Raw genomic sequence first — 24,773 nt, 5'->3', positions numbered from 1 at the left:
TGGTAGTGTGGGGTTTCCCCATGTGAGAGTAGGTCATCGTCAAGATTCATTTCGCAAAACCCCTATCTGCGCGAGCAGGTAGGGGTTTTGTCTTTCCGGCGCCTTTACCTCCGTAATCAAAGATGTTTTGTCCGTCTGCTACCTCTTCAAATGCACTAAACGGTGCGACAATTAATCCTGTTCGTTAACGTGACTTTTCCCTGCCTGGTCTGCGTCAAGGCTTAGGTTCGGGGCATCCTCGCGCCCGGACAGAGCGATGCCAGCGTACCGTGCTGCGCATTTCTGGACCTCCACCGTCCTATACAACTGAGGTTACAAGCAAGATGGCCAAGGCCGCCGATGTCGTTGTGCAATGCCTGGAAAACGAAGGTGTCGAGTATGTATTCGGCATTCCTGGTGAGGAAAACCTCGACCTGCTGGAATCCCTGCGCAAGTCGAAGATCAAGCTGGTACTGACCCGCCACGAGCAGTCCGCAGGTTTCATGGCCGCCACCTATGGCCGTCTGACCGGCAAGACCGGCGTCAGCCTGTCGACCCTCGGCCCTGGCGCGACCAACCTGGTAACCGCCAGTGCATACGCCTACCTGGGCGGCATGCCGATGATGATGATTACCGGTCAGAAGCCGATCAAGAAGTCCAAACAGGGCCGCTTCCAGATCATCGACGTGTGCGGCATGATGGACCCCATCACCAAGTACACCCATCAGTTCGCCTCGGCCGACAATATCCCGTCGCGCATGCGTGAAGCCTTCCGTCTGGCTGAAGAAGAAAAGCCGGGCGCAGTGCACCTGGAACTGCCGGAAGACATCGCCGCCGAGCAGACCGACGCCATGCCGATTCCACCGAGCCTGCATCGTCGTCCGCTGGCCGAGCATGTGGCCATCGAAGCCGCCATCGAAAAACTGCGCAACGCCCGCAGCCCGATCCTGGTGATCGGTGCCGGCGCCAACCGCAAGATGACCGCCAAGGTCCTCAAGCAGTTGATCGACCAGACCGGCATCCCGTTCGTCACCACCCAGCTCGGCAAGGGCGTGGTCGATGAACGCAGCCCGCGCTTCCTGGGCAACGCTGCGTTGTCCTCCGGTGACTTTGTCCACCGTGCCGTCGAAGCCGCCGACCTGATCGTCAACATCGGCCACGACGTGATCGAGAAGCCGCCATTCTTCATGGTCCGTGGTGGCACCGAAGTCATTCACATCAACTTCCGCTCCGCCGAAGTCGATGCCGTGTACTTCCCGCAGATCGAAGTGATCGGCGACATCGCCAACGCCGTCTGGCAGATCGCTGAAGGCCTGGGCGACACCTCGCACTGGGACTTCACTCGCCTGATGGCCATCCGCGAAGCCAACGAAGCGCAGATCGCCGAAGGCAAGGACGACGACCGCTTCCCGGTCTACCCGCAGCGCTTGGTCGCCGACGTGCGCCGTGCCCTGCCATCCGAAGGCATCGTGGCCCTGGACAACGGCATCTACAAGATCTGGTTCGCCCGCAACTACAAGGCCCACAAGCCCAACACCGTGCTGCTGGACAACGCTCTGGCGACCATGGGCGCCGGCTTGCCATCGGCCATGGCGGCGCACCTGGTGTACCCGGATCGTCCAGTGATCTCGGTGTGCGGTGACGGCGGCTTCATGATGAACAGCCAGGAGCTGGAAACCGCGGTACGTCTGGGCATGCACATCACCGTGGTGATCCTGCGTGACGACGGCTACGGGATGATCCGCTGGAAGCAGGCCAACATGGGCTTCACCGATTTCGGCCTGGACTACGGCAACCCGGACTTCGTCAAGTACGCCGAAGCCTATGGTGCCAATGGCCACCGTGTGGAAAGCGCAGAAGGCTTGCTGCCGCTGCTCGAGCACTGCATCAAGACCCCAGGAGTGCACGTGATCGATTGCCCGGTCGACTACAGCGAGAACGACCGCATCCTCAACAGCGAGCTGCGTGAGCGCGCGCTGGCGGTGTAATAGCTGAAGGCCAAATCGCCGGCAAGCCGGCTCCCACAGGTACGTCACTGCATACAAAGCCAGTGGTGAACTTGTGGGAGCCGGCTCGCCGGCGATTGCTTTTGTACGCAAGACAATCCTTCCCCACCGATCCCCATGTGCTAGGGTGCACGCAAAACGCCACCCCAGGACGCCTATACATGCTCCCCGCGCTCAGCGAAAAAGAACTCGACCGCCTCGAAGACCTGCTGATTACCTACGGCAACGACTATTCAGTGCTCAACCTGGCCGAACTCAACGGCTTCTTCACTGCCCTGGCCAGTTCCCCGACGCTGGTCATCCCCGAGCAGTGGCTGCCAGCAGTGGCAGGCGGCAAGGTCCCAAAATTCAAGAAACCCGCCCACGAAGAAGCCTACACGGCGCTGATGCTGCGCTACGCCCATCAAGTGGCGGAGCAGTTGGCGGATGACCTTGAAGGCTTCGAGCCCGTGTTCGAAGAAAGCGAAGCCGAGGAAGGTACCGCGATCATCATGGAGGAGTGGTGCTTCGGCTATATGCGCGGCACTCAGGTCGCCGGCTGGGCCGAGCTGCCAGCCGAACAGGATGCGCTGCTCAAGGCCATCTCGCTGCATGGCCTGGAAGACAATTTCGAAGTGCTCGATGCCATGAGCTTCAGCGAGCTGCAGGCCTGTGTGCCGCAAGTGGTCGCGGCGGCCAAGGGCTTGTATCGCTATCAGCGACAGCAGCGCCATTGAGCTGAACCGTCAGTGCCGTAGCCCGTTAGCCCTGATTATTTCGCCTGGCGAAATTATGGTTTCCCCACGGCACTGATTCTGTTGTCCGCCGATTCAGCGCAGCATGAGCTCTAGCCGCACCACGCCGGTGCCGACCCTGGAGCCTTCACCGTGATCAAACTCTACAACTTCCCCAAGTCCGGCCACGCCCACCGCATCGAGCTGATGCTCTCCCTGCTGAACCTGCCTGCCGAACTGGTCTTCGTCGACCTGGCCAAGGGCGCCCACAAGCAGCCGGAATTCCTCGCACTCAACCCGTTCGGCCAGGTGCCGGTGATCGATGACAACGGCACCGTCATCGCCGATTCCAACGCCATCCTGGTCTACCTGGCCAGCACCTACGACAAGCAAGGTCGCTGGCTGCCTCACGACCCGGTCGACGCCGCCCGTGTGCAACGCTGGCTGTCGGTCGCCGCCGGGCCGGTCGCCTTTGGCCCTGCCGCCGCTCGCCTGGTCACGGTGTTCGGTGCCTCGTTCAACACGGACGAAGTGATTGGCCGGGCCCACACCCTGCTCAAAGTCATGGATGCCGAACTGGCCAAGACACCGTTCCTGGTGGGCAACGAAGCGACCATCGCTGATGTCGCCAACTACTCGTACATCGCCCACGCCCCAGAGGGCAATGTCTCGCTGGAGCCGTACCCGCATGTGCGTGCCTGGCTGGCTCGGGTCGAAGCACTGCCCGGTTTCGTCGCCATGCCGCGCACCGTCGTGGGCTTGCAAACCACCGTGTGATCCGCGGATAACCGAGGAATGCCGCCATGTCACAACGCCCTGACCAACACAGCTCACCTTGGCACGCCGGTGAGAAACGCCTGCAGGAGCAGGTGGGAGTAGCGCAGCGCATGGAGGCGTTCGGGCAGAAGGTCATTCGTGACTACATGCCCGACCAGCACCGCAACTTCTACCATCAACTGCCGTTCCTCGTCGTGGGCGCGGTGGATGCCGACGGCAAGCCATGGGCGACGCTGCTGGAGGGCTCGGAAGGGTTCATCAGTTCACCCGACCCACGGCAATTGCTGATCGATACCCAGCCCGCCAGCGACGACCCGGCAACCCCGGGTTTGGCGGCAGGCGAGGCCATCGGCCTGCTCGGCATCGAGCTGCACACCCGCCGGCGCAACCGCATGAACGGCCTGATTCACCGCGCCTCCAGCGGCCAGCTGGCGGTTGCGGTGGAGCAGTCGTTCGGCAACTGCCCGCAGTACATCCAGTTGCGCACCTACCGCCGTGTGGATGAGCCGGCGCAGGGGCGGCTGGATTCAACCGTACTGGATGCACAGGCGGTGGCGATGATCGAGCACGCCGACACCTTCTTCGTCGCCAGCTATATCGATCACCCAGACGGCCATCGCGCCGTGGATGTCTCCCATCGCGGGGGGCGTCCAGGGTTCGTCAAAGTCGAAGGCAATCGCCTGACCATCCCCGACTACGCCGGCAACCTGCACTTCAATACCCTCGGCAACCTGCTGGAAAACCCGCAGGCGGGGCTGTTGTTCGTCGACTTCAGCAACGGCAACGTGCTGCAACTGACCGGGCGCACCGAGGTGATCCTCGACAGCCCGACGATCAAGGCTTTCGAAGGCGCCGAGCGGCTGTGGACGCTGACGGTCGACCACGTGGTGCTGCGCCGCGCTGCCATTTCCTTGCGCTGGGCCTTCCAGGAATACGCACCGACCAGCTTGATGACCGGCACCTGGGCCGAAGCCGAGCAACGCCTGCAGCAGCATGAGCGGCAACGCCGGTGGCTGACGTGGCGGGTGCAGCGGGTGGAGCAGGAAAGCCGGGATATACGTTCCTTCTACCTTGCCACTGATGGACCGGTAGCCTTCGCCCCGGGCCAGCATATTCCGGTACGTATTGCCTTGCCGGGCCAGGCTCCGCTGATTCGAACCTACAGCTTGTCCAGCGCACCGTCCGATGGTCACCTGCGCATCAGCGTCAAGGCCCAAGGCCCCGCATCGCGTTACTTGCATGAACGGATCGCCGTCGGTGACCCGTTGCAGGTGCGCCTGCCCATGGGCAGCTTCACCCTGGAGGGCGACAGTGACCGGCCCCTGGTGCTGATTGGAGCGGGTGTAGGCATGACCCCGCTGATGGCCATGCTGCGTGAACAAGTGGCCAGACAGAAGGGGCGGCGTATTCACCTGTTCCAAGGCGCCCGTAGCCTTGCCGAATTACCCTTCCGGCAGGAGCTGGCCGAGTTGCGCCGGCAAGCGGGTGCCCTCTTGAGCGTGCACCGGGCGCTGAGCCAGCCGGAGGCCGAAGCGGTGCCAGGGCGAGACTATGAGCACGCTGGCCGCCTCGGTATCGCACAGGTCAAGGCAGCGCTGCCGCTGGACGATCACGACTTCTACCTGTGTGGACCGGCGAGCTTCACCCAAGCGCTTTACGAAGGTTTGCGCGCAGTGCATGTGCCAGATGCCCGTATCCATGCTGAGGCCTTCGGCCCGTCGACGCTCAGGCGCCATGGCGACGACAACAAGCCGGTGCTGCAACAGCCGCCCGCCGCCAGCGAGCCAGTGCCGGTGTACTTCGCCAGTTCGGCCAAAGAAGCCCGTTGGGCTCCTTCCAGCGGTACCTTGCTGGAGTTGGCCGAGGCGCGCGGGCTATCGCCGGATTTCAGTTGCCGAGGCGGTTCATGCGGCACCTGCAAGACCAAGTTGGTGAGCGGGCAAGTGCATTACCCAAACCCGCCAGCCGAGCTGCCGGAGAACGGTACGGTGCTGATCTGCTGTGCCGTGCCTGCCAAGCTGGAGGAGGGCGCGCAGGCGCTGGTGCTGGAGCTTTGATGTGGCCTGTACCGGCCCTATCGCCGGCAAGCCGGCTCCCACAAGGTATGTCACTGCTCTCAGGCCCGGTGGGGTACCTGTGGGAGCCGGCTTGCCGGCGATAGGGCCGGTACAGTCAGCACATTATCCTCAGATAACCGATAATCCGACCACCCCCGATGCCCAGGAGCCGGCATGGACCACATCCACCTGATGAAGGTGTTCATCGCCGTAGGCGAGCTCGAAAGCTTCGCCGCCGCCGCCCGTCGCCTTGATATCTCCCCCGCCGCCGTCACCCGTGCCGTCAGCGCCCTCGAAGACCAGCTTGGCGTCAAGCTGCTGCTGCGCACCACCCGCAGCGTGCGCCTGACCGAGGCGGGCAATCGTTACCTGGAAGACACCCGACACATCCTCGCCAGCATCAACGAGGCCAACGAAGCCGCCGCCGGCATCAACGCCACGCCCAAGGGCGAGCTGGCAGTGACCGCCCCGATCCTGTTCGGCAAGAAGTTCGTCATGCCGTGCATCGTGCGCTACCTGCAGCAGTACCCCGAGGTGGACGTGACGGCCTACTTCCTCGACCGTATCGTCAACATGGTGGAGGAGGGCATGGACGTGGCCGTGCGCATCGGCCCGCTGCCTGATTCCGGCCTCAAGGCCCTGCGCGTGGGCAGGGTACGGCGCATGCTTTGCGCCTCACCCGATTACCTGGCGCGGTATGGCATACCGCAGCACCCGTCGGACTTGCCGGAGCATGCAGTGATCGCCACCACCAACCTGTCGCCACGGGCTGGCTGGCGCTTCGGCGTGACCGACGAACCCACCCTGGTACGCATGAAACCGAGGCTTACCGTGACCAGCAATGACGGTGCGATCGCAGCGGCGGTGGGCGGGTTGGGGATTGCCCGGCTGTTGTCCTATCAAGTGGTCGACGAGATCGCCTGCGGGCAGCTGCAGGTGATCCTCGCCGAATACGAAGAGGCACCCTGGCCTATTCATGTGCTGCACCGCGAGAGCAAGTACGGCTCTGCCAAGGTGCGATCGTTTGTCGATTTGCTGGTCGCCACCCTTCGGGCTCAAGGATTGGATTGATGTCGTACTACAACAACATTGGCTGATCCTAGTGTTTTCGGTCGGTTATCCAGCGTTACTAAGCAAAAACAATTTTGTTGTACGACGACCTATGACATGGCACTCTTTCGCCTGAAATAATTTGTCTCAATTCGCCCTGCCGGCGTCGAGGCAATCACCCGCGCCTCTAAAAACAATATTCAGGTGAACCATGAAGATGAAAGGCATCCGTTGGTGGATGGTCAGCCTTGTCACGGCTGGGCTGGTCGTCAACTACCTCGCCCGCAACACCCTCTCGGTGGCTGCCCCCACCTTGATGACCGACCTGTCCATCAGCACCGAGCAATACGCCAAGATCGTCGCGGCCTGGCAGGTGTGCTACGCCCTCATGCAGCCGATCGCCGGCTGGTTCATCGACTTCATCGGCACCAAGCTGGGTTTTGCCGTCTTCGCCATGGCCTGGTCGGTGGCTTGCGCGGGTGCGGCTCTGGCTACCGGCTGGCAGAGCATGGCGTTCATGCGCGGCCTGCTGGGCATGACCGAGGCGGCCGGCTTGCCGGCTGGGGTCAAGGCCACCACCGAGTGGTTTCCGGCCAAGGAGCGCTCGGTGGCCATTGGCTGGTTCAACATTGGCTCTTCGCTGGGTGCCTTGCTGGCGCCGCCGCTGGTGGTCTGGGCAATCCTGCACAGCGGCTGGCAGCTGGCCTTTGTGATTGTCGGGGTTTCCGGCATCGTCTGGACGCTGCTCTGGATGCTGTTCTACAAGCACCCGCGTGACCAGAAACACCTCAGTGCCGAAGAGCGCGACTACATCCTTGGTGGCCAGGAAGCGCACTTCAAGCAAGAGAAACGCGAGAAAGGTGCCTGGAAGCGTATCTTCAAGACCCGCAACTTCTACGCCATCGCTTCGGCACGCATCCTGTCGGAGCCTGCCTGGCAGACCTTCAACGCCTGGATCCCGCTGTACCTGATGACCGAGCGGCACATGAACATCAAGGAAGTGGCGATGTTCGCCTGGCTGCCGTTTCTCGCGGCCGACATCGGTTGCGTGCTCGGCGGTTACTTGAGCCCGCTGTTCCACCGTTACTTCAAGGTGTCGTTGTTCACCTCGCGCAAGATGGTGCTGGTGTTCGGCGCCAGCTGCATGATCGGCCCGGCCTGCATCGGCCTGGTGGAGAGCCCATATACCGCGATCCTGTTGCTGTGCATCGGCGGCTTTGCGCACCAGACACTGTCGGGCGCGTTGTACTCGATCACCTCGGATTCGTTCAGCAAGGATCAGGTGGCGACGGCTACCGGCATGGGTGGCATGTGCGGGTACCTGGGCGCGGCGGTGTTTACCCTGGTGTTCGGGATCCTGGTGACGCAGATCGGCTACAGCCCGCTGTTCGTCGTGCTGGCGGCGTTCGATATCGTTGCGGCAGTGCTGGTGTGGAAGGTGGCGCGAGAGGTGCGCGGGGCGCCGCAGGAGCGCCAGGCCGAGACCTCCGGTGGAGTGCTGGTTTAACGCATGGAACGGTGGGGCCGCGCAGCGGCCCCTACCGGCAAGCCCTTACAGCGCATGATACGCCATGCTGAAACCCAGGCTCATCTCCTGACCCTGCTGCAGCAAACGCAAGCCCGGTCGCCCAGGTAGATGGTGTGCATTGATCGGGTGGCTGACGGTTTCAAAACAGAAGAACGGCTTGTCCTGCGGGCAGAACAACAGGAAATGTTCAGTGCCGCTGGCGCTGCATTTGAGTTGATAACCCGCGCTGGGCTGCTCGATCACACAGTCCCCAGGCCACCCGCCGAACGCATGGTCGACCACGTGCGCCGGCAAAGGGCCTGGAGCCTCGAAGCACCAGTCTTGGGGAACGTCTGCCGAGTACGATGGCAACCGTCCCTCTTCGGCCAGCCACACATGCCGCGCCGCCGCTCGCAGCAGTGTGTCGGGATAGCGCGGGAAGTAAGGATGAAAGCCCAGCCCGTACCAGGTCGCGGCTTCATCCAGGTGCGTCACATGCAGCTCCAAATGCAGGCATCCTTCGTGCAAGTGCACATCCAGTACTGCCCGATAGGCGAACGGCACCCTGCTGTCTAGCGTCAGCCGGGCGCGTCGCTCACTGTGGTGGTCCACATGCCATGCCTGCTGCCAGGCAGTGCCATGAATGGGGTAGGGGTCGTGTGCGGTGTTTGGCGCCAGGGGCAGCCAGCCTGCGGGCCGCTCGAAACCACCCTCGGCAATACGGTTGGACCAGGGCGCCAAGGGGTAGCATCCCAGCTGCCGCGGTGTACCGCTGGCCAGGGCGGCCTGATCGGCATGGCGCAGCAGCGGTTGGCCGGTCGCTTTCACAACCCAGTTGATCAGGCTGGCGCCCAGTTCAGGCGCGATGCTCAGGTGGGTCAGGTGGTCTTGCAGGTGCAGTTCGGTGACAGCCATCAACGGCTCCTCGGAGAATGGAATCAGCTCGCCCTGCGGTAGGTGAGCAACACGATGCCGCATACCACCACGGCCCCACCGACCAGTTGCCAAGTCGACAGGCGCTGGTCCAGTAACGCCCAGCCCAGCAGCAGGGTGGCGATCGGTTCGACGTTCATCACCGGTGCATTCTGTGCCATGTTCAGTCGCGGCACGCAGACGAACAGCAACGTGAAGGCCACACCGTACAGGACCACCAGGCTGGCCAAGGCTATCCAGCCATTGCCGCTGGCAGGCAGCGCCAGGCCGGCAGGCATCACCCCGCTGGCCCCGGCCACCAGCATGCTGGCGAACACGATCAGCAAGGTCAGCAGGCTGCGCACCGGGCCGCGCACGGCGGCCAGTTTGTGGTCGGTGATCCACAACGCGCAGGCGAACACGCAGGCGGCGCAGAAGGCCAGGCTCACGCCCAGCAGCCAGTGCGGGTTGGCCTTGCCGGCCAGGTGCGCGGGCACGTCCAGAGCCAGTACCAGGCCACACAAGATCAGGCCCATGAACAGCACGGTGCGGCGGGTCGGGCGGGGACCGCCGAGCGCCCAGGTCAACAGGGCCAGCAGCATCGGGAAGGTATTGCCCACCAGCAGCGCCAGGGCTACCGGGATGCGCGCCACCGCCGAGTAGAGGCACAGGCTCTGGGTGGCGATCAGCAGCCCGAGCAGCAACTGCCAGCGCCGCGTGCCGACCGGCAGGCTCAGTGGCTGGCGCTGCCACAGCACCAGGCTGGCCAGCACCAAAAAGGTGATGCCGGAGCGGCAGAGGATGGCCACCAGCACGCCGGTGTCGTCATCGAAGGCAATGCGTGCGGCAATGTGGTTGCCGGCGAACGAGCATGCCAGCAGCGCCAGCAGTGCGACTGCCAGCCTGCGCGGAAAGAGAGAGTCAGAAGCAGCGACAGCCATGTGCAGCGTCCATTTTGCAGGGAAGGGCGGGCCGCCAGGGCCCGCCGGGTGAGGGGTTTACAGCACGACGCTCGGCAGCCACAGCGAAATCGCCGGGATGTAGGTCACGGCCATCAGCACCAGGAGCAGCGCCATATAGAACGGCAGCAGTGCCTTTACCGTGGCCTCGATACTCACCTTGCCGATTGCCGCCCCCACGAACAACACTGCACCTACCGGCGGCGTGACCAGCCCGATACCCAGGTTGACCAGCATGATCATGCCGAAGTGCACCGGGTCCACACCGATGCCGGTGATCACCGGCAGCAGGATCGGTGTGAGGATCAGTATCAGCGGCGCCATGTCCATCACCGTGCCCAGCAGCAGGAGCATGAAGTTGATGCACATGAGGATCACGTAGCGGTTGTCCGACAGGGTCAGGAACGCCGTGGTGATCTTCGACGGGATCTGCATCAGGGTCATCACGTAGCCGAAGCTGGCGGCGAAGGCGATCAGGATCATCACGATCGAGATGGTGCGCACCGTGCGGTGCATCAGCTTTGGCAGGTCGCGCCACTTGTAGTCGCGGTAGATGAACATGGTCACGAAGAACGACCACACGACCGCCACTGCGGCCGACTCGGTGGCAGTGAACACGCCCGACAGGATGCCGCCGAGGATGATCACCATGGCCATCAGCCCCCACAGCGCCTCACCGGCGATCTTCAGCGCCTGGCGCAACGGGATCACCTCGCCCTTGGGGTAGTTGCGCCGTTTGGCGAAGATCAGGCACAGCCCCATCATCACCGCGCTCAGCAGCAGCCCGGGCATGACTCCGGCCATGAACAGCGAAGCGATCGACACCGTGCCACCGGCCGCCAGCGAGTACAGCACCGAGTTGTGGCTGGGCGGGGTCAGCAGCGCCTGTACCGAGCCGCTGACGGTCACGGCGGTGGAGAACTCGCGGGGGTAGCCCTTGCGCTCCATCTCCGGGATCAGCACCGAGCCGACCGATGCGGTGTCGGCCACCGACGAGCCGGAAATGGCGCCGAAAAAGGTCGAGGCGGTGATATTGACCAGCGACAGGCCGCCCCGCACGAAGCCCACCAGCACGCCGGCGAACGCCACCAGCCGGCGCGACATGCCCCCCTCGGCCATGATCGCCCCGGCCAGCACGAAGAACGGTATCGCCAGCAGCGAGAACTTGTTAACCCCGCTGGCCACCTGGATCATCATCGCCTGCAGCGGGATGTCGATCCACCAGGCGCCGATCAACGCTGCCAGGCCCAGGGCGTAGGCCACCGGCATGCCGATCAGGATGAGCAGGATGAAACTGCCCAGAAGAATCACAGCATCCATTTACGCAGCTCCTTCGTTTTCTTCGACCAGGTCGAAGCGCACCACCGGGCGATTGCTCTGGTCACCCAGGACGAGTTTTTCGATCACGAAGATCAGGGTCAGCACGCCACCGAGCGGGATCGGTGCGTAGCTCATGCCCACCCGCACTCCGGGCAGCGATGCCATGAACTGGTTCCAGGTGGTGATGCACAACTTGGCGCCGTACCAGGTCATGAACACGCACACCAGGATCATCAGCAGCTGGACCAGCAGCCCGATCAGTTGGCGCAGGGGCGCAGGCAGGCGGTCGGTGAGCATCGCGACGGCCATGTGTGCGCCTGCGCGGTAACTGGCGGCAGCGCCGACGAAAGTGAACAGCACCATCAGCAGGATCGCTACCGGCTCCGGCCAGCTGGAGCCGGTGCCAAGCACATAACGGGCAAAGATGCCCCAGGGGATGATCAGCGACATGGCCAGCACCGCCAGGCCGGCGACCCAGATGCAGGCGCTGTACAGCCTGTCGTTCGCGCGCAGGAAAAGTGTTTTCATAGGCATCACCAAAGCGGCAGGGCGACGGTCGCCGCGCTGCCGAGGTCTTCTTGGAAGGGGGCTGGTGTTACTGGACCGCGTCGATACGCTTCATCAGGTCGGCGTACTGCGCGCCGTACTTCTCGCGTACCGAGGCGGTGGCGTCGTAGAACGGCTTCTTGTCGACGGTGATGAACTCCACGCCAGCTGCCTTGAGCTTCTCTTCGCTGGCGGCGGACTTGGCATCCCACAGCGCACGCTCTTCCATCTGCGCTTCGCGGGCGACCTTTTTCACCAACGCCTGCTGCTCAGGGGTGAGGCTGTTCCAGGTGGTCTTGGACATCACCACCGGCTCGGGCAGGATCAGGTGCCCGGTGAGGGTGTAGTACTTGGCACTCTGGAAGTGGTTGTGTTCGAGCAGGGTCGGCGGGTTGTTCTCGGCGCCGTCGATCACGCCGGTCTGCAGTGCGCTGAAGATTTCGCCGGTGTCCATGGCGATACCGTTGCCACCCATCGCGTTCATCATGTCGATGAACAACGGGTTGCCCTGCACGCGAATCTTCATGCCCTTGAGGTCTTCCAGGCTGCGCACCGGCTTCTTGGTGTAGATGCTGCGCGAGCCGCCGTCCATCCAGGCCAGGGCCACCAGGTTGAATTCGGAGTTGGTGATCTTGTCGAGGATTTCCTGGCCGATGTCGCCGTCGATGATCTTGCGCATGTGCTCATGGTCGCGGAACACGAACGGCATGTTGAACACGTTGACGTCCGGCACCACCGGGCCGACGATGCCGAGGCTGACGCGGGTCATCTGCACGGCGCCGATCTGCGCCTGCTCGATCACTTCCTTTTCCGAGCCCAGCACGCCACCGGCGAACATCTTGAACGTGATTTCGCCATTGCTGGCGGCTTCGAGCTTTTTGCCCATGTTTTGTTCGGCGACCACCGTGGGGTAGCCGGCCGGGTGGATCTCGGCGAACTTGATGTCCAGCGCGTGAGCTGGCAGGGCGAGGCTGAAGGCGAACGGGAGTGCGGCTAGAAGCAGCGTGCGTTTGAACGTCATGATGAAACTCCGTGGTTTTTATTATCTGGTTTCGGTCGTGTCGGTACAGGTGCGGCAGTGGGGTGTTCAGCCCCGGTAGGCAGGCTCCTCCAGACCCTTGACGCCTGGCTCCAAGGCAAATACTCCGCCGGCCAGGGGTTGGTCGGAGAGGTCGATCCCGTCAGGGCGGATCGAGGTGACAAACAGGATGTCCAGGTTGGCGCCGCCAAAGGCGCACATGGCAGGCTTCTTCACCGGCACATCCAGGGAGCGGTCGAGACGCCCGTCCGGGGTGAAGCGGTGGATTTGCCCGGCGTCGTTGCCGCAGATCCAGTAGCAGCCATCCTGGTCGATCGCGGCACCGTCCGGGCGGCCCGGGAAGGCGCGCATGTCGACGAACAGTCGCTTGTCGTGCGGTGTGCCGCTGTCGATGTCGTAGTCGAACACCCAGATCTTCTGCACGTTGGGGTGCGAGTCGGACAGGTACATGCGCGTGCCGTCGGGGCTGAAGGCCAGGCCATTGGGTACGATCATGCCGTCCTGCTGCAGGTGAAGTTGCCCTTCGCCGTCGTGCCGGTAAAGCGCACCGACGTGTGCGCCTTGGGACATGTCCATCAACATGCTGCCGGCCCAGAAGCGGCCCTGGCGGTCACAGCGCCCGTCGTTGAAGCGCATGCCGGCCTGGGCGTGCTCGGCGGCAGTGAGCAGACGGCTGTCGAGGCGGCCATCGGGCTTGGCCTCGAGGCGGAAAATGCCGCTTTCCATGCCGGCGACCCAGCCCCCTTCGGTACGGGCGATGCAGGCGAGCATCTGGTCGCCTTGCCAGCTCCGGTGGGCGCCATCCTGCCAGCGGTGCAACTGGCGAGCGGGAATGTCGACCCAGTACAAAGCCTGTTCGATGGGGTGCCAGACGGGGCTTTCGCCGGTGCCGTTGCGGGCGTCGACGATCAGTTCGCAGTTCATGGCGCTGCCTCCTGGCGTGCTACGGGTCAGTTGAACGGTCCGGCCACGGCGAAAGCGCCGCCCTGATAGACCATGCTCGGGTCATCGGCTGCAGGTGCCGGCTGGGCTTGCACCGCTTCGCGAAACACCTCGGAAGTGTCCTTGGGCACATAGCCCAGGTGTTCGGCATGGCGGTTGTCCCACCACACGGTGCGGTTGGCGGAGGCACCGTAGACGATGGTATGGCCGACGTTGGGCGTGAACAGCCCGCGTTCGATGAGTTGCACCAGGTCGTCGTAGCTCAGCCAGGTGCAGAGCATCCGCGGGTTCTGCGGCTGCGGGAAGGACGAGCCGATGCGGATGCTGACGGTTTCTATGCCATAGCGGTCGAAGTAGAAGCTGGCGACATCTTCGCCGTAGCATTTGGACAGGCCGTAATAGCTGTCGGGCCGGCGCGGCGAGTGGGCGTCGATACGCTCGTCCTGGCGGTAGAAGCCGATGGTGTGGTTGGAGCTGGCGAAGATGATGCGCTTGACGCCATGCTTGCGCGCCGCCTCGTAGACGTGAAACACGCCGCAGATGTTGGGGCCGAGGATGTCTTCGAAGGCATGCTCGGTCGACACGCCGCCGAAGTGGATGATGGCGTCGACACCTTCGACCAGTGCATGCACGGCGGCCTTGTCGGCGAGGTCGCAGGTCACCACCTCTTCATGCGGGCCTGCGGCAGGTGCCATCGGGCTGATATCGGAAAGGCGCAATACCTCGGCGAAGCCTTGCAGGCGTTCGCGAAGGACCTTGCCCAGGCCGCCTGCGGCTCCGGTGAGCAGCAGGCGATTGAGGGGGGTAGTGGTCATGGCCGGCTCTATTTGTTAATTGTTGTAGGTTGTCGTATGACTGCGATGGATTATCGGCAGCGTGTTCCGCGGTTGTCAATGTTATTTCTGTGACCCTGCCGGCCACGTGGGGGCGCCTGTTACAGCAACGACAGCGGATAGTTGAAGATCAACCGGTTCTCATCGAACTCGTTATTGCTGTAATCCCGCCGAATCGACGAGTTGCGCCACTTCACGCTCAGGTCCTTGAATGGACCGCTCTGGATCACGTAGGCCAGCTCCGACTCACGCACCCACTCCTTGCCATCGGTCACCGCCCCGGTGTGTACGTCGCGGCCGCTGATGTAGCGGTTCATCAGGGTCAGCCCCGGCACGCCCAAGGTGACGAAGTTGAAATCATGGCGCACCTGCCATGAGCGCTCGTTGGCATTGTCGAAGCTGGAGTTGTAGCTGTCGTTGGCCAAGGTTCCGCCGCTGGTACCGTTGACCCGCATCCAGGTGTCGCCATCGACTTTCTGCAGCCCGACCCAGAAGGTGTTGCCGCCATATTTGGCCGAGAACATTCCCGAGTACGTCTCGTTGTCCAGCTTGCCGGCCTTTTCCGAGCCGTCTTCGCCCCCGTGGAAGTAACCCAGGTTGGCGCCCAAGGTCCAGCTGCCCACCGGCTGGCTGTGGCTCAGTTGCAGGTACTGCTGCTCGTAGACGTCCTTGAGCTCCGCGTTCCACAGCCCGACCAAGGTACGGTCCTGGTTGAACTTGTACTCGCCACCGACGAAATTGAACCGGTCCGACACCCCACCGCCGTAGCTCATGTCCTCCATGCTGGCATCGTTGCGCGGGCTGTTGCCGCGGAACTGGCCGCCATACAGCGTCAACCCGGCCATCTCGCTGGACGTCACCTGCCCACCGCGGAAGGTCTGCGGCAGCGAGCGGCCATCGTCCGAGCGCAGGATAGGCAGTACCGGCATCCACTCGCCGATCTTCAGTTCGGTCTTCGAGATCCGCGCCTTGCCCGCCACTGCCAGGCGCCCGTAGTCATCCGCCGGCCGGCCATCGTCATGCCGCGGCAACAGCGCCGTGCCGTAGGTGCCACCACCGCCATCGAGCTTCACCGACCATAGCCCCAGCACATCCGCGCCAAACCCGATCGGCCCTTGAGTGAAGCCCGAACGCGCGTCGAGGATGAAGCTCTGCGTCCATTCCTCGGCCTTGCTCTGCGGGTTGCTCGGGTTGGTGAAGTTGCGGTTGATGTAGAAGTTGCGCAGGCCCAGAGTGGCCTTGCTGCCGTCGACAAAGCCTGCGGCCACGCTGGTACCTGGCAGGCCGGCAATCACACCGGCCCCGAGCAGGGCAAAGGGAAGGGTTTGGCAGATTTTCATTATTGTTGTGCTCCACAAAAGGGTGTGGCAGCCCGTCCACCGGGCACGCGCGAGCGGCCTGCGGCAGGGGCGGGTAGGTAATGGGCCGGTCAGGGCCGGAAAGGGTGAAACAGGGTTACGGCGCTAGGTGACCGTGGGTAGCAAGAGGAGGGGAGGCGAGAGGATTGGGTGTGGCGTAATGGTGATGGATGTCGACATGGGGTCGTCCGCTGATTGTTGTTTTTGTTATATGTTGTCGTACAACGTCGGCAATTTTTATCAAGCACTGGCAGCGCTGTCAACGCTTACGAAGGGAGTGAGGTCCTCAATTTCCGTTGGTTCATCATTCATTTCGAGCCGTAGAAGCTCTAGCGCGGGCAGCGCGCCATTATCGGAGACATACTACGACTCAGGCACGCCTGGGCCGATCAGGTACTGCGCTGTGTCAGCAGTGCACAGGCTGCCAGCACCTTCAGCCCGTGCATCACTTCTGGCGTGATCAGCCGTCCCAGGCACACACGCAAGCCGGTACCACATTCGCCATCGGCGAAGAACATCCCGCTGGCGCTCACGTTGCATCCACGCTCACTCGCCAGCTGTTGCAGCGCAGCCATGTCCGTCCCTTCGGGCAACACGAGCCAGTGAATGAATCCTCCCTGAGGCGGTACGTACCGCGTTCCCGCCGGAAACGCCGAGTGCACCAGCGCATCCATCACCTCGGTCTGGGCTGCCAGCCGCCCGCGCAGTTTCGCGCAGTGCTCTTCCATGTACCCGCGGCCGATGAACTCATCCAGCACCCGTTGCGCCAGGCTCGACACCGCCAGGTTGCGTGAAAACATCTGCGCCAGGATCGCGTCCCGATAGCGGCCGGCCACACACCAGCCCACCCGGTAACCCGGCGCCACGGTCTTGGAAAACGACGAGCAGTAGATGGTCTGCCCGGTCGTGTCGAAATGCTTGATCGCCTTGGGGCGCTGCGCCTCGTCCAGCAGGTCGAAGAAGATATCGTCCTCGATGATCGGCACATCCGCCGCCTGCGCCAGGCGAACAAGCCGAGCCCGCGCTGTATCGGGCATTGTGAAGCCCTGCGGGTTTTGCAACGTCGGGTTGAGGAAGATCACATCGACCTTTTCCTGCCTGAGCGCCCATTCCAGGTGCTCGAGGTCTATGCCGCTGCCGGCCTGGGTACGGATGGGCAGGGCACGCATCCCCAGGCGTTCGATGGTTTGCAGGATGCCGTAGTAGGTGGGCGTCTCGATGGCCACGGTTGCACCTGGCGTTGCAACGGCTTCGAGAGCCAGCTCCAGGGCCACGGTGTCGCCCGAAGTCACCAGGATATCGTCCGGGCTGCATGCCACGCCGCGTTGCAGCATCAGCCCGGCGATACGCCGGCGCAACGAGGCCAGGCCGGGCGGGGCGATCAACCCGGCCAACGGCTGATCGGCCTTGCTGGCCAGTGTCGCCAGGCACTTGCTCAGCAGCACCTGAGGCGCGAGCTCGTCATGCAGCACTGCCGAACTCAACGACAGATGGGTGGTGCTGGCCGCCTGGGCGAGCATGGCGACCACCGCATGGTCGACGTTGACACTGACGCTGGCCAGGTCGAAGCCTTGCACCTGGGCCGCGCCGTTGGCCACGAAATAGCCCACACGTGGTGTGGCCTGAACAAAGGCGTTGGCCTCGAGCTCGGCCAGGCCCCGTTGCACGGTGGCGATGCTGCTGTCGAACAGCCGCGCCAGTTCGCGCACCGAGGGCAGTTGCGTGCCATTGGGCCACTCGCCGCTGTCGATCTGGCGCAGCAGCCAGGCGTAGACGGTTTGCCAGCGTTTGTCGGGCTTGCGGTTCAGATCCATGGGGGCCTTGTGTCGAATCAGGCGGAGGCTCCCGAAAGGTAGAGCAAAATCACCCCGGTTGCAGCCACGATGACGATGTTCAGCAGCACCAGGGCAAAGCCGAAGCGGATCAGCCCGTGCTCTTCCTCACGGTTGGCCCCGGCCAGCCCGATGACCAGTGACAGGATCGACAGCGAGCCCAACGCCCCATGCCCAGCCGCGCTGTTGGCCATGGCGGCCAGCCAAGGGCCATGGGTGCCGGACAGCGCGGCGATGGAGGGCATGACCAGCGTGGTGCCGCCGACGTTGGAGCTGGTGACATACCCGGCCAGCCCAGCCAGCAGCGAAACCGTCGCCGCTAGCGATACCCCGGACAGCGCCTGCAATGCCCGCTGTGCCTCGACCAGGAAGCCCGCCTTGACCATCACCTGGGACAGCAGCAGGAACAGGAACACCGTGGCCAAAGGGAACCGCGCTCGGAGCAACAGCGCCCGCCACGGAAAACCTGTGCCCTGGCGCCCGACCATCAACAGCACCACCAGCAGCAATGCCAGTCCCGGCGACGCCAGCGGCTTCCATGACACACTCAACCCTTGCACCACCCACAGCCCATCCCAGCCAGTCAACAGAAACAGCCCCCGCGACGCAATGATCACCACCAGCAGCGCCAGGTACGGCCACGCTGCTTGCGGCCAACGCATCAGCGCCCCCCGCCGCGCCCAGGAGATCCCCAGCCCCACGCAGGCCACCGCCAGCCCCGCCAGCACGCCGGAAGCCTCCGGCCCGGTCCAGCGGTTGATCGCATACAGCACCGCGCTGAACAGCAGCGAGGTCAGCGCCAGCCCCAACCACGCCCGAAGGCTGCGAACCCCTGCCACGGCCAGCGCCACGCAGGCCAGGCAGAGAAATACGGGTGCACTGACCAGCGCCGAATGGCTGCCCAAGTCCTGTGCAGGCACATGGGCCAGCAGCGCGCCGATCACCGTGGCCAGCCCCAGCGTGCCCCAAGGCATCACTACCATCCCAGCCAAGGCCATCTTCATGCCCTGCTGACGCGAAAACAGCCCCATCAGCAACGGCACGGTCGCGATCAGCGACACCCCGAACCCGGTCATGGCCTCCAGCATCGGCGCCAGGCCCAGCACGATGAAGATCACCTGCATCGGCGGCGTCCACCCCAGCTCCCGCACCCACGCCCCGATCGCCTGCGGTGCGCCGGCGCGCTCGACCAGGATGGCGAAGGCCAGGCCCGGAGCGATGACGCTGCCCGTGTTGAGGAAAAGGATCACCGTATCCTGCACGATCGCCGCCGACACTGCGCCCGACAGCGGCTGCGCAGCGCCGAGGCCCCACAGCAGCAGAACGCCGGCCACGCCGGCAAGGGCTGCTTGCACGGGTGGGCGGCGCAGCAAAAGGATCAGCGTGATCACAAGGCCGAGGGGGGAGATTTGTAGGAGCAGGGCAGCCATGATGCGGGATCCTTCAACCATTCAAGGGTGAGGTGAAGGGTGAAGCTTGGGCATCTGCTGGAATAGATACAGCGTTTGGGGGATTTTCAATACAGTCTGGTTAAAGCGGCATGCGCGGCGCATTTCCTGCGAAAGCGACAGTCTTGCTCAAAATCCAAAGGCCTTGAGCGCCCCCTGTGGGAGCCGGCTTGCCGGCGATGTGGCCGCAGCAGGCAAAAGACGCTCGACTTGAATTGCCTGTTCGAGCCCTATCGCCGGCAAGCCGGCTCCCACAGGTTACTTGCCAATAAAAAAGGCTGCCAATCGGCAGCCTTCTCGACAATAGCCCGGACAATCAGTCCCAGCTCAAAGCCCCACCAGTCTGGTACTCGATCACTCGCGTCTCGAAGAAGTTCTTCTCCTTCTTCAAGTCCATGATCTCGCTCATCCAAGGGAACGGGTTGGTAGTCCCTGGATACTCTTCCTTCAGACCAATCTGAGTCAGACGACGGTTGGCAATGAACTTGAGGTAATCCTCCATCATCGCCGCGTTCATGCCCAATACGCCGCGAGGCATGGTGTCGCGTGCGTATTCGATCTCCAGCTGGGTCCCTTGCAGGATCATCTGGGTCGCTTCTTCTTTCATCGCGGCGTCCCACAGGTGTGGGTTCTCGATCTTGATCTGGTTGATCACGTCGATACCGAAGTTCAGGTGCATCGACTCGTCACGCAGGATGTACTGGAACTGCTCGGCCACGCCGGTCATCTTGTTGCGGCGGCCCATGGACAGGATCTGGGTGAAGCCGCAGTAGAAGAAGATGCCTTCCAGGACGCAGTAGTAGGCGATCAGGTTACGCAGCAGCTCCTTGTCGGTTTCGACGGTGCCGGTGTTGAATTCCGGGTCGGAGATGGCGCGGGTGTACTTCAGGCCCCAGGCTGCCTTCTTCGCGACCGACGGGATCTCGTGGTACATGTTGAAGATCTCGCCTTCATCCATGCCCAGCGACTCGATGCAGTACTGGTAGGCGTGGGTGTGGATCGCCTCTTCGAAGGCCTGGCGCAGGATGTACTGGCGGCACTCGGGGTTGGTGATCAGGCGGTACACGGCCAGGGCCAGGTTGTTGGCGACCAGCGAGTCGGCGGTGGAGAAGAAGCCGAGGTTGCGCATGACGATGCGGCGCTCGTCTTCGGTCAGGCCATCCTGGCTCTTCCACAGGGCGATGTCGGCGGTCATGTTGACCTCTTGCGGCATCCAGTGGTTGGCGCAGCCGTCGAGGTACTTCTGCCAGGCCCAGTCGTACTTGAACGGCACCAGCTGGTTGAGGTCGGCGCGGCAGTTGATCATGCGCTTTTCGTCAACGGCGACGCGGGCCGAAGAGCCTTCCAGCTCGGCCAGGCCTTCGGCAATGTCGAGGGCGTCGAGGGCGGCCTTGGCACGTTTCACGGCTTCGGAGTCAGAAGCGGTGGCAGCACGGGCTTCCAGGGCGGCGGCACCGCCGGCGCTGTCGAGCTTGTCGAGGGTGGCAGCGGCGTTGGCCTGCGCAGGGGTGTTGCCTTTGGCGGCTACTTCGCCGTCTTCCTTGTCGAATTCGTCCCAGCTCAGCATGGTCATTGGCTCCTGCTTGAGGGTTGCTTGTAGCAACCGGTTGGATATTTAGGTGATGCCGGTACTACGCAAGGCCATCAGGCGTTACGGCAGGCAGTGAGAGCGGGCTCTCGTCACGTTTGAAATTGTCTGTGTCAGCGCTTGTCCTTTCCTCGAACGAGGGGCCAAGGCGCCGGAAAGCTGTACGGCCACGATAAAACATGCGGTCTGGGCAAGCGGCGCTTGCGTCTCGCAGTCGATCATTAGCTCAACCCTTTTTGGGGGGGCGAAGTATACCGGAATTCAGGGTGGATCGGGGCGGTGCGCAGGTCGGGCGACGGTAATTTTTCGACCTGCGTTGTGTGCTTCCGTTCACCTGATGTCTGTCGTTTTCCTGAGGTGAGAGTCTAGCTCTAAATGAGATCTCATCCTATATCTTGTGTGCTTTTATTTTTGCGGCACAGCATATGGTGTTTTGATCCGGGTCAGGGCCTGAGGGTTGTGTTGCCTGTACGGGCCCTATCGCCGGCAAGCCGGCTCCCACAGGGACCGTACGGCTCTCGGGCTCGGTGTTGTACCTGTGGAAGCCGGTTTGCCGGCGATAGGGGCGCCGCGATCCTGTTTCTTGCGCCCAAAAAAATGCCGCCTCAACTGCCCGAAGGCGGTTGAGGCGGCATGTTCACCTCAGCGGTGCGAAGGCCTTATTGGCAGGCTTCGCAATCCGGCTCGTCGATGGCGCAAGCCTTCGGCACCGGCGCTGGGCCTGCAGCCTGGACTGGAGCGCTGTCGCCACCGCTGGACACGGCGTTGAGCTTGCCGGTGTTGATGGTCGACTTCTCGGTGCTGGTCGCGGCCAGGGCACGGAGGTAGTAGGTGGTCTTCAGGCCACGGTACCAGGCCATGCGGTAGGTCACGTCCAGCTTCTTGCCCGAGGCGCCGGCGATGTACAGGTTCAGCGACTGGGCCTGGTCGATCCACTTCTGGCGACGGGAGGCGGCATCGACGATCCACTTGGTCTCGACTTCGAACGCGGTGGCGTACAGGTCCTTCAGCTCTTGCGGGATACGCTCGATCTGCTGGACGGAACCGTCGTAGTACTTCAGGTCGTTGATCATGACCGAGTCCCACAGGCCACGGGCCTTCAGGTCGCGGACCAGGTACGGGTTGATCACGGTGAATTCGCCCGACAGGTTCGATTTCACGTACAGGTTCTGATAGGTCGGCTCGATGGACTGCGACACGCCGGTGATGTTGGCGATGGTCGCGGTCGGCGCGATGGCCATGATGTTCGAGTTACGAATACCTTTTTGCACGCGGGCACGGACCGGCGCCCAGTCCAGGGTTTCGTTCAGGTCGACGTCGATGTACTTCTGGCCACGGGCTTCGATCAGGATCTGTTGCGAATCCAGCGGCAGGATGCCTTTGGACCACAGCGAACCCTGGAAGGTCTCGTAGGCGCCACGCTCGTCGGCCAGGTCACAGGAAGCCTGGATGGCGAAGTAGCTGACCGCTTCCATCGACTTGTCGGCGAACGCCACGGCGGCATCGGAGCCGTACGGGATGTGCTGCAGGTACAGCGCGTCCTGGAAGCCCATGATCCCCAGGCCGACCGGACGGTGCTTGAAGTTCGAGTTGCGCGCTTGCGGCACCGAGTAGTAGTTGATGTCGATCACGTTGTCGAGCATGCGCACGGCGGTGTTCACGGTGCGTTGCAGCTTGGCGGTGTCCAGCTTGCCATCGACGATGTGGTTCGGCAGGTTGATCGAGCCCAGGTTGCAGACGGCGATCTCGTCCTTGTTGGTGTTCAAGGTGATCTCGGTGCACAGGTTCGAGCTGTGGACCACGCCCACGTGCTGCTGCGGCGAACGCAGGTTGCACGGGTCCTTGAAGGTCAGCCATGGGTGGCCGGTCTCGAACAGCATCGACAGCATCTTGCGCCACAGGTCTTTGGCCTGGATGGTCTTGAACACCTTGATCTTGTTGTACTCGGTCAGGGCTTCGTAGTACTCGTAGCGCTCTTCGAAGGCCTTGCCGGTCAGGTCGTGCAGGTCTGGCACTTCCGAAGGCGAGAACAGGGTCCACTTGCCGTCATCGAAGACGCGCTTCATGAACATGTCAGGGATCCAGTTGGCGGTGTTCATGTCGTGGGTTCGAAGACTGTCATCACCGGTGTTCTTGCGCAGCTCGATGAACTCTTCGATGTCCAGGTGCCAGGTTTCCAGGTAGGCGCAGACCGCGCCCTTGCGCTTGCCGCCCTGGTTGACCGCTACGGCGGTGTCGTTGACCACTTTCAGGAACGGCACGACGCCCTGAGACTTGCCGTTGGTGCCCTTGATGTAGGAGCCCAGTGCACGCACAGGGGTCCAGTCGTTGCCCAGGCCACCGGCGAATTTCGACAGCATGGCGTTGTCGTGGATCGCATGGTAGATGCCCGACAGGTCGTCCGGCACGGTGGTCAGGTAGCAGCTCGACAGCTGCGGGCGCAGGGTACCGGCGTTGAACAGGGTCGGGGTCGAGGCCATGTAGTCGAAGGACGACAACAGGTTGTAGAACTCGATCGCGCGGGCTTCTTTATCTTTCTCTTCCAGCGCCAGGCCCATGGCCACACGCATGAAGAACACCTGCGGCAGCTCGAAGCGCACGCCATCCTTGTGGATGAAGTAGCGGTCGTACAGGGTCTGCAGGCCCAGGTAGGTGAACTGCTGGTCGCGCTCGTGGTTGATCGCCTTGCCCAGTTTTTCCAGGTCGAAGTCGGCCAGGGCCGGGTTCAGCAGTTCGAACTCGATGCCTTTGGCGACATAGGCTGGCAGGGCCTTGGCGTACAGGTCGGCCATCTCGTGGTGAGTGGCGCTGTCGGCGACGCTGAGGAAGCCCAGGCCTTCGGCACGCAGGGTGTCCATCAGCAGGCGGGCGGTGACGAACGAGTAGTTCGGCTCGCGCTCGACCAGGGTACGGGCGGTCATCACCAGGGCGGTGTTGACGTCCTTGATGGCCACGCCGTCGTACAGGTTCTTCAGGGTCTCGCGCTGGATCAGGTCGCCATCGACTTCGGCCAGGCCTTCACAGGCTTCGCTGATGATGGTGTTCAGGCGCGCCATGTCCAGCGGCGCCAGGCTGCCGTCGGCCAGGGTGATGCGGATGCTTGGGTGCGGCTCGACCACGGCGTCGGTGTTGGCGCGGGTGGCACGCTCTTTCGCGCGCTGGTCGCGGTAGATCACGTAGTCACGGGCGACTTTCTGTTCGCCGGCACGCATCAGGGCCAGTTCGACCTGGTCCTGGATTTCTTCGATGTGGATGGTGCCACCCGATGGCATGCGACGCTTGAACGTGGCGGTGACCTGCTCGGTCAGGCGCGCGACGGTGTCGTGGATGCGCGACGAGGCGGCGGCGGTGCCGCCTTCAACTGCGAGGAACGCCTTGGTGATGGCCACGGTGATCTTGTCGTCGGTGTAGGGGACGACAGTGCCGTTACGCTTGATCACGCGCAGTTGGCCCGGAGCGGTGGCAGCCAGATCCTGGTTGGAATCGGCCTGCGGCGCCATGGCCTGCGGGTTCTCGCGAGTTGTGTCGGTTTGCATGGGTGGGTGTCTCCACAGTTTCTATATTGTTCAGGCGCCTTTTGGGCGCCCACCGTTCCGTCCACGTGTTCGATGACCCGGCTGGGGATGCGTCATGCGCGCGCATCCGACCGCTCGGGTGTACCGACTTCGGGACAGACTCAGGAAATGGGGGCAATAAGCTTGCCGCTCCCTGGCCGAAGTCAAAGGCTATAGGGCCATGCCGGCAAGCAGGCCCGAAAGCTGTTGTTCTCCAATCTTCCGCTGGAGCGGTTTGGCTGGTGAAACCACCGTAAGTTCAGCAGGAAAAAGCGCTTGAATTTCCGTACCGAGTTGTGTTTGAGATTTCGGCTCAAACCCAATATCTAGTGGTTTGCTGCAATGGGGATACA

At 63.0% G+C, this 24,773-nt stretch carries 18 protein-coding genes; 6 read left to right on the top strand and 12 right to left on the bottom strand.

Annotation, left to right across the window (positions count from 1 at the left end):
• The first annotated feature begins 323 nt into the window (after positions 1-323).
• From ACIPZB_RS16200 to ACIPZB_RS16175, 6 genes are all read left to right on the top strand, one after another.
• Positions 324-1,967, top strand: coding sequence for an acetolactate synthase large subunit (locus ACIPZB_RS16200; RefSeq protein ID WP_400641521.1), 1,644 nt, complete (start codon positions 324-326; stop codon positions 1,965-1,967).
• Positions 1,968-2,146: 179 nt separating this feature from the next.
• The gene (locus ACIPZB_RS16195; protein ID WP_400641519.1) at positions 2,147-2,701 is read left to right on the top strand and encodes a UPF0149 family protein; all 555 of its coding nucleotides are present in this window, start codon (positions 2,147-2,149) and stop codon (positions 2,699-2,701) included.
• A 150-nt stretch (positions 2,702-2,851) separates the two neighbouring features.
• Entirely contained in the window at positions 2,852-3,475 is a 624-nt protein-coding gene (locus tag ACIPZB_RS16190; protein WP_400641517.1) for a glutathione S-transferase family protein, read from the top strand.
• Between the two features lie 26 nt (positions 3,476-3,501).
• Positions 3,502-5,532 carry a pyridoxamine 5'-phosphate oxidase family protein gene (locus ACIPZB_RS16185; RefSeq protein WP_400641515.1) on the top strand — a complete coding sequence of 677 codons (2,031 nt, stop codon included), beginning with the start codon at positions 3,502-3,504 and terminating at the stop codon, positions 5,530-5,532.
• Positions 5,533-5,706: 174 nt separating this feature from the next.
• A complete protein-coding gene (locus ACIPZB_RS16180; RefSeq protein WP_400641514.1) occupies positions 5,707-6,603 on the top strand; it encodes a LysR family transcriptional regulator in 897 nt (298 codons plus the stop codon).
• Between the two features lie 190 nt (positions 6,604-6,793).
• Complete coding sequence (locus ACIPZB_RS16175) at positions 6,794-8,089, top strand: MFS transporter (RefSeq protein WP_400641512.1); 1,296 nt, start codon at positions 6,794-6,796, stop codon at positions 8,087-8,089.
• 45 nt (positions 8,090-8,134) lie between these two features.
• Here ACIPZB_RS16175 and ACIPZB_RS16170 read toward each other — a convergent pair whose 3' ends face one another.
• The 12 genes from ACIPZB_RS16170 to ACIPZB_RS16115 all read right to left on the bottom strand — a co-directional run bounded on the left by ACIPZB_RS16170 (position 8,135) and on the right by ACIPZB_RS16115 (position 24,402).
• Positions 8,135-9,004, bottom strand: coding sequence for an aldose 1-epimerase (locus ACIPZB_RS16170; protein ID WP_400641510.1), 870 nt, complete (start codon positions 9,002-9,004; stop codon positions 8,135-8,137).
• 23 nt (positions 9,005-9,027) lie between these two features.
• On the bottom strand, positions 9,028-9,942 hold the full coding sequence (locus ACIPZB_RS16165; protein ID WP_400641508.1) for an EamA family transporter: 915 nt from the start codon (positions 9,940-9,942) through the stop codon (positions 9,028-9,030).
• Between the two features lie 57 nt (positions 9,943-9,999).
• Complete coding sequence (locus tag ACIPZB_RS16160; RefSeq protein WP_317659340.1) at positions 10,000-11,280, bottom strand: TRAP transporter large permease; 1,281 nt, start codon at positions 11,278-11,280, stop codon at positions 10,000-10,002.
• Positions 11,281-11,808: a TRAP transporter small permease gene (locus ACIPZB_RS16155; protein ID WP_400641505.1), complete on the bottom strand. Its 528-nt coding sequence runs from the start codon at positions 11,806-11,808 to the stop codon at positions 11,281-11,283.
• Positions 11,809-11,875: 67 nt separating this feature from the next.
• Positions 11,876-12,847, bottom strand: a complete 972-nt coding sequence (locus ACIPZB_RS16150) for a TRAP transporter substrate-binding protein (protein WP_400641503.1) — start codon at positions 12,845-12,847, stop codon at positions 11,876-11,878.
• 66 nt (positions 12,848-12,913) lie between these two features.
• Positions 12,914-13,789 (bottom strand): SMP-30/gluconolactonase/LRE family protein, encoded by an 876-nt coding sequence (locus ACIPZB_RS16145; RefSeq protein ID WP_400641501.1) that lies wholly within the window; start codon positions 13,787-13,789, stop codon positions 12,914-12,916.
• 26 nt (positions 13,790-13,815) lie between these two features.
• On the bottom strand, positions 13,816-14,622 hold the full coding sequence (locus tag ACIPZB_RS16140) for an NAD-dependent epimerase/dehydratase family protein (RefSeq protein WP_400641499.1): 807 nt from the start codon (positions 14,620-14,622) through the stop codon (positions 13,816-13,818).
• A 119-nt stretch (positions 14,623-14,741) separates the two neighbouring features.
• The gene (locus ACIPZB_RS16135) at positions 14,742-15,980 is read right to left on the bottom strand and encodes an OprD family porin (protein WP_400641497.1); all 1,239 of its coding nucleotides are present in this window, start codon (positions 15,978-15,980) and stop codon (positions 14,742-14,744) included.
• 407 nt (positions 15,981-16,387) lie between these two features.
• Positions 16,388-17,812, bottom strand: coding sequence for a PLP-dependent aminotransferase family protein (locus ACIPZB_RS16130; protein WP_400641495.1), 1,425 nt, complete (start codon positions 17,810-17,812; stop codon positions 16,388-16,390).
• A 17-nt stretch (positions 17,813-17,829) separates the two neighbouring features.
• Positions 17,830-19,260: a transporter gene (locus tag ACIPZB_RS16125; protein WP_400641493.1), complete on the bottom strand. Its 1,431-nt coding sequence runs from the start codon at positions 19,258-19,260 to the stop codon at positions 17,830-17,832.
• A gap of 334 nt (positions 19,261-19,594) precedes the next feature.
• Positions 19,595-20,845: a ribonucleotide-diphosphate reductase subunit beta gene (locus tag ACIPZB_RS16120; RefSeq protein WP_400641491.1), complete on the bottom strand. Its 1,251-nt coding sequence runs from the start codon at positions 20,843-20,845 to the stop codon at positions 19,595-19,597.
• Positions 20,846-21,525: 680 nt separating this feature from the next.
• Entirely contained in the window at positions 21,526-24,402 is a 2,877-nt protein-coding gene (locus tag ACIPZB_RS16115) for a ribonucleoside-diphosphate reductase subunit alpha (RefSeq protein WP_400641489.1), read from the bottom strand.
• Positions 24,403-24,773: the final 371 nt, after the last annotated feature.

The sequence above is a fragment of the Pseudomonas sp. NPDC089396 genome, from assembly GCF_044749545.1.
Classification (GTDB): domain Bacteria; phylum Pseudomonadota; class Gammaproteobacteria; order Pseudomonadales; family Pseudomonadaceae; genus Aquipseudomonas.
This window is presented reverse-complemented; position numbering and strand designations above follow the sequence as displayed.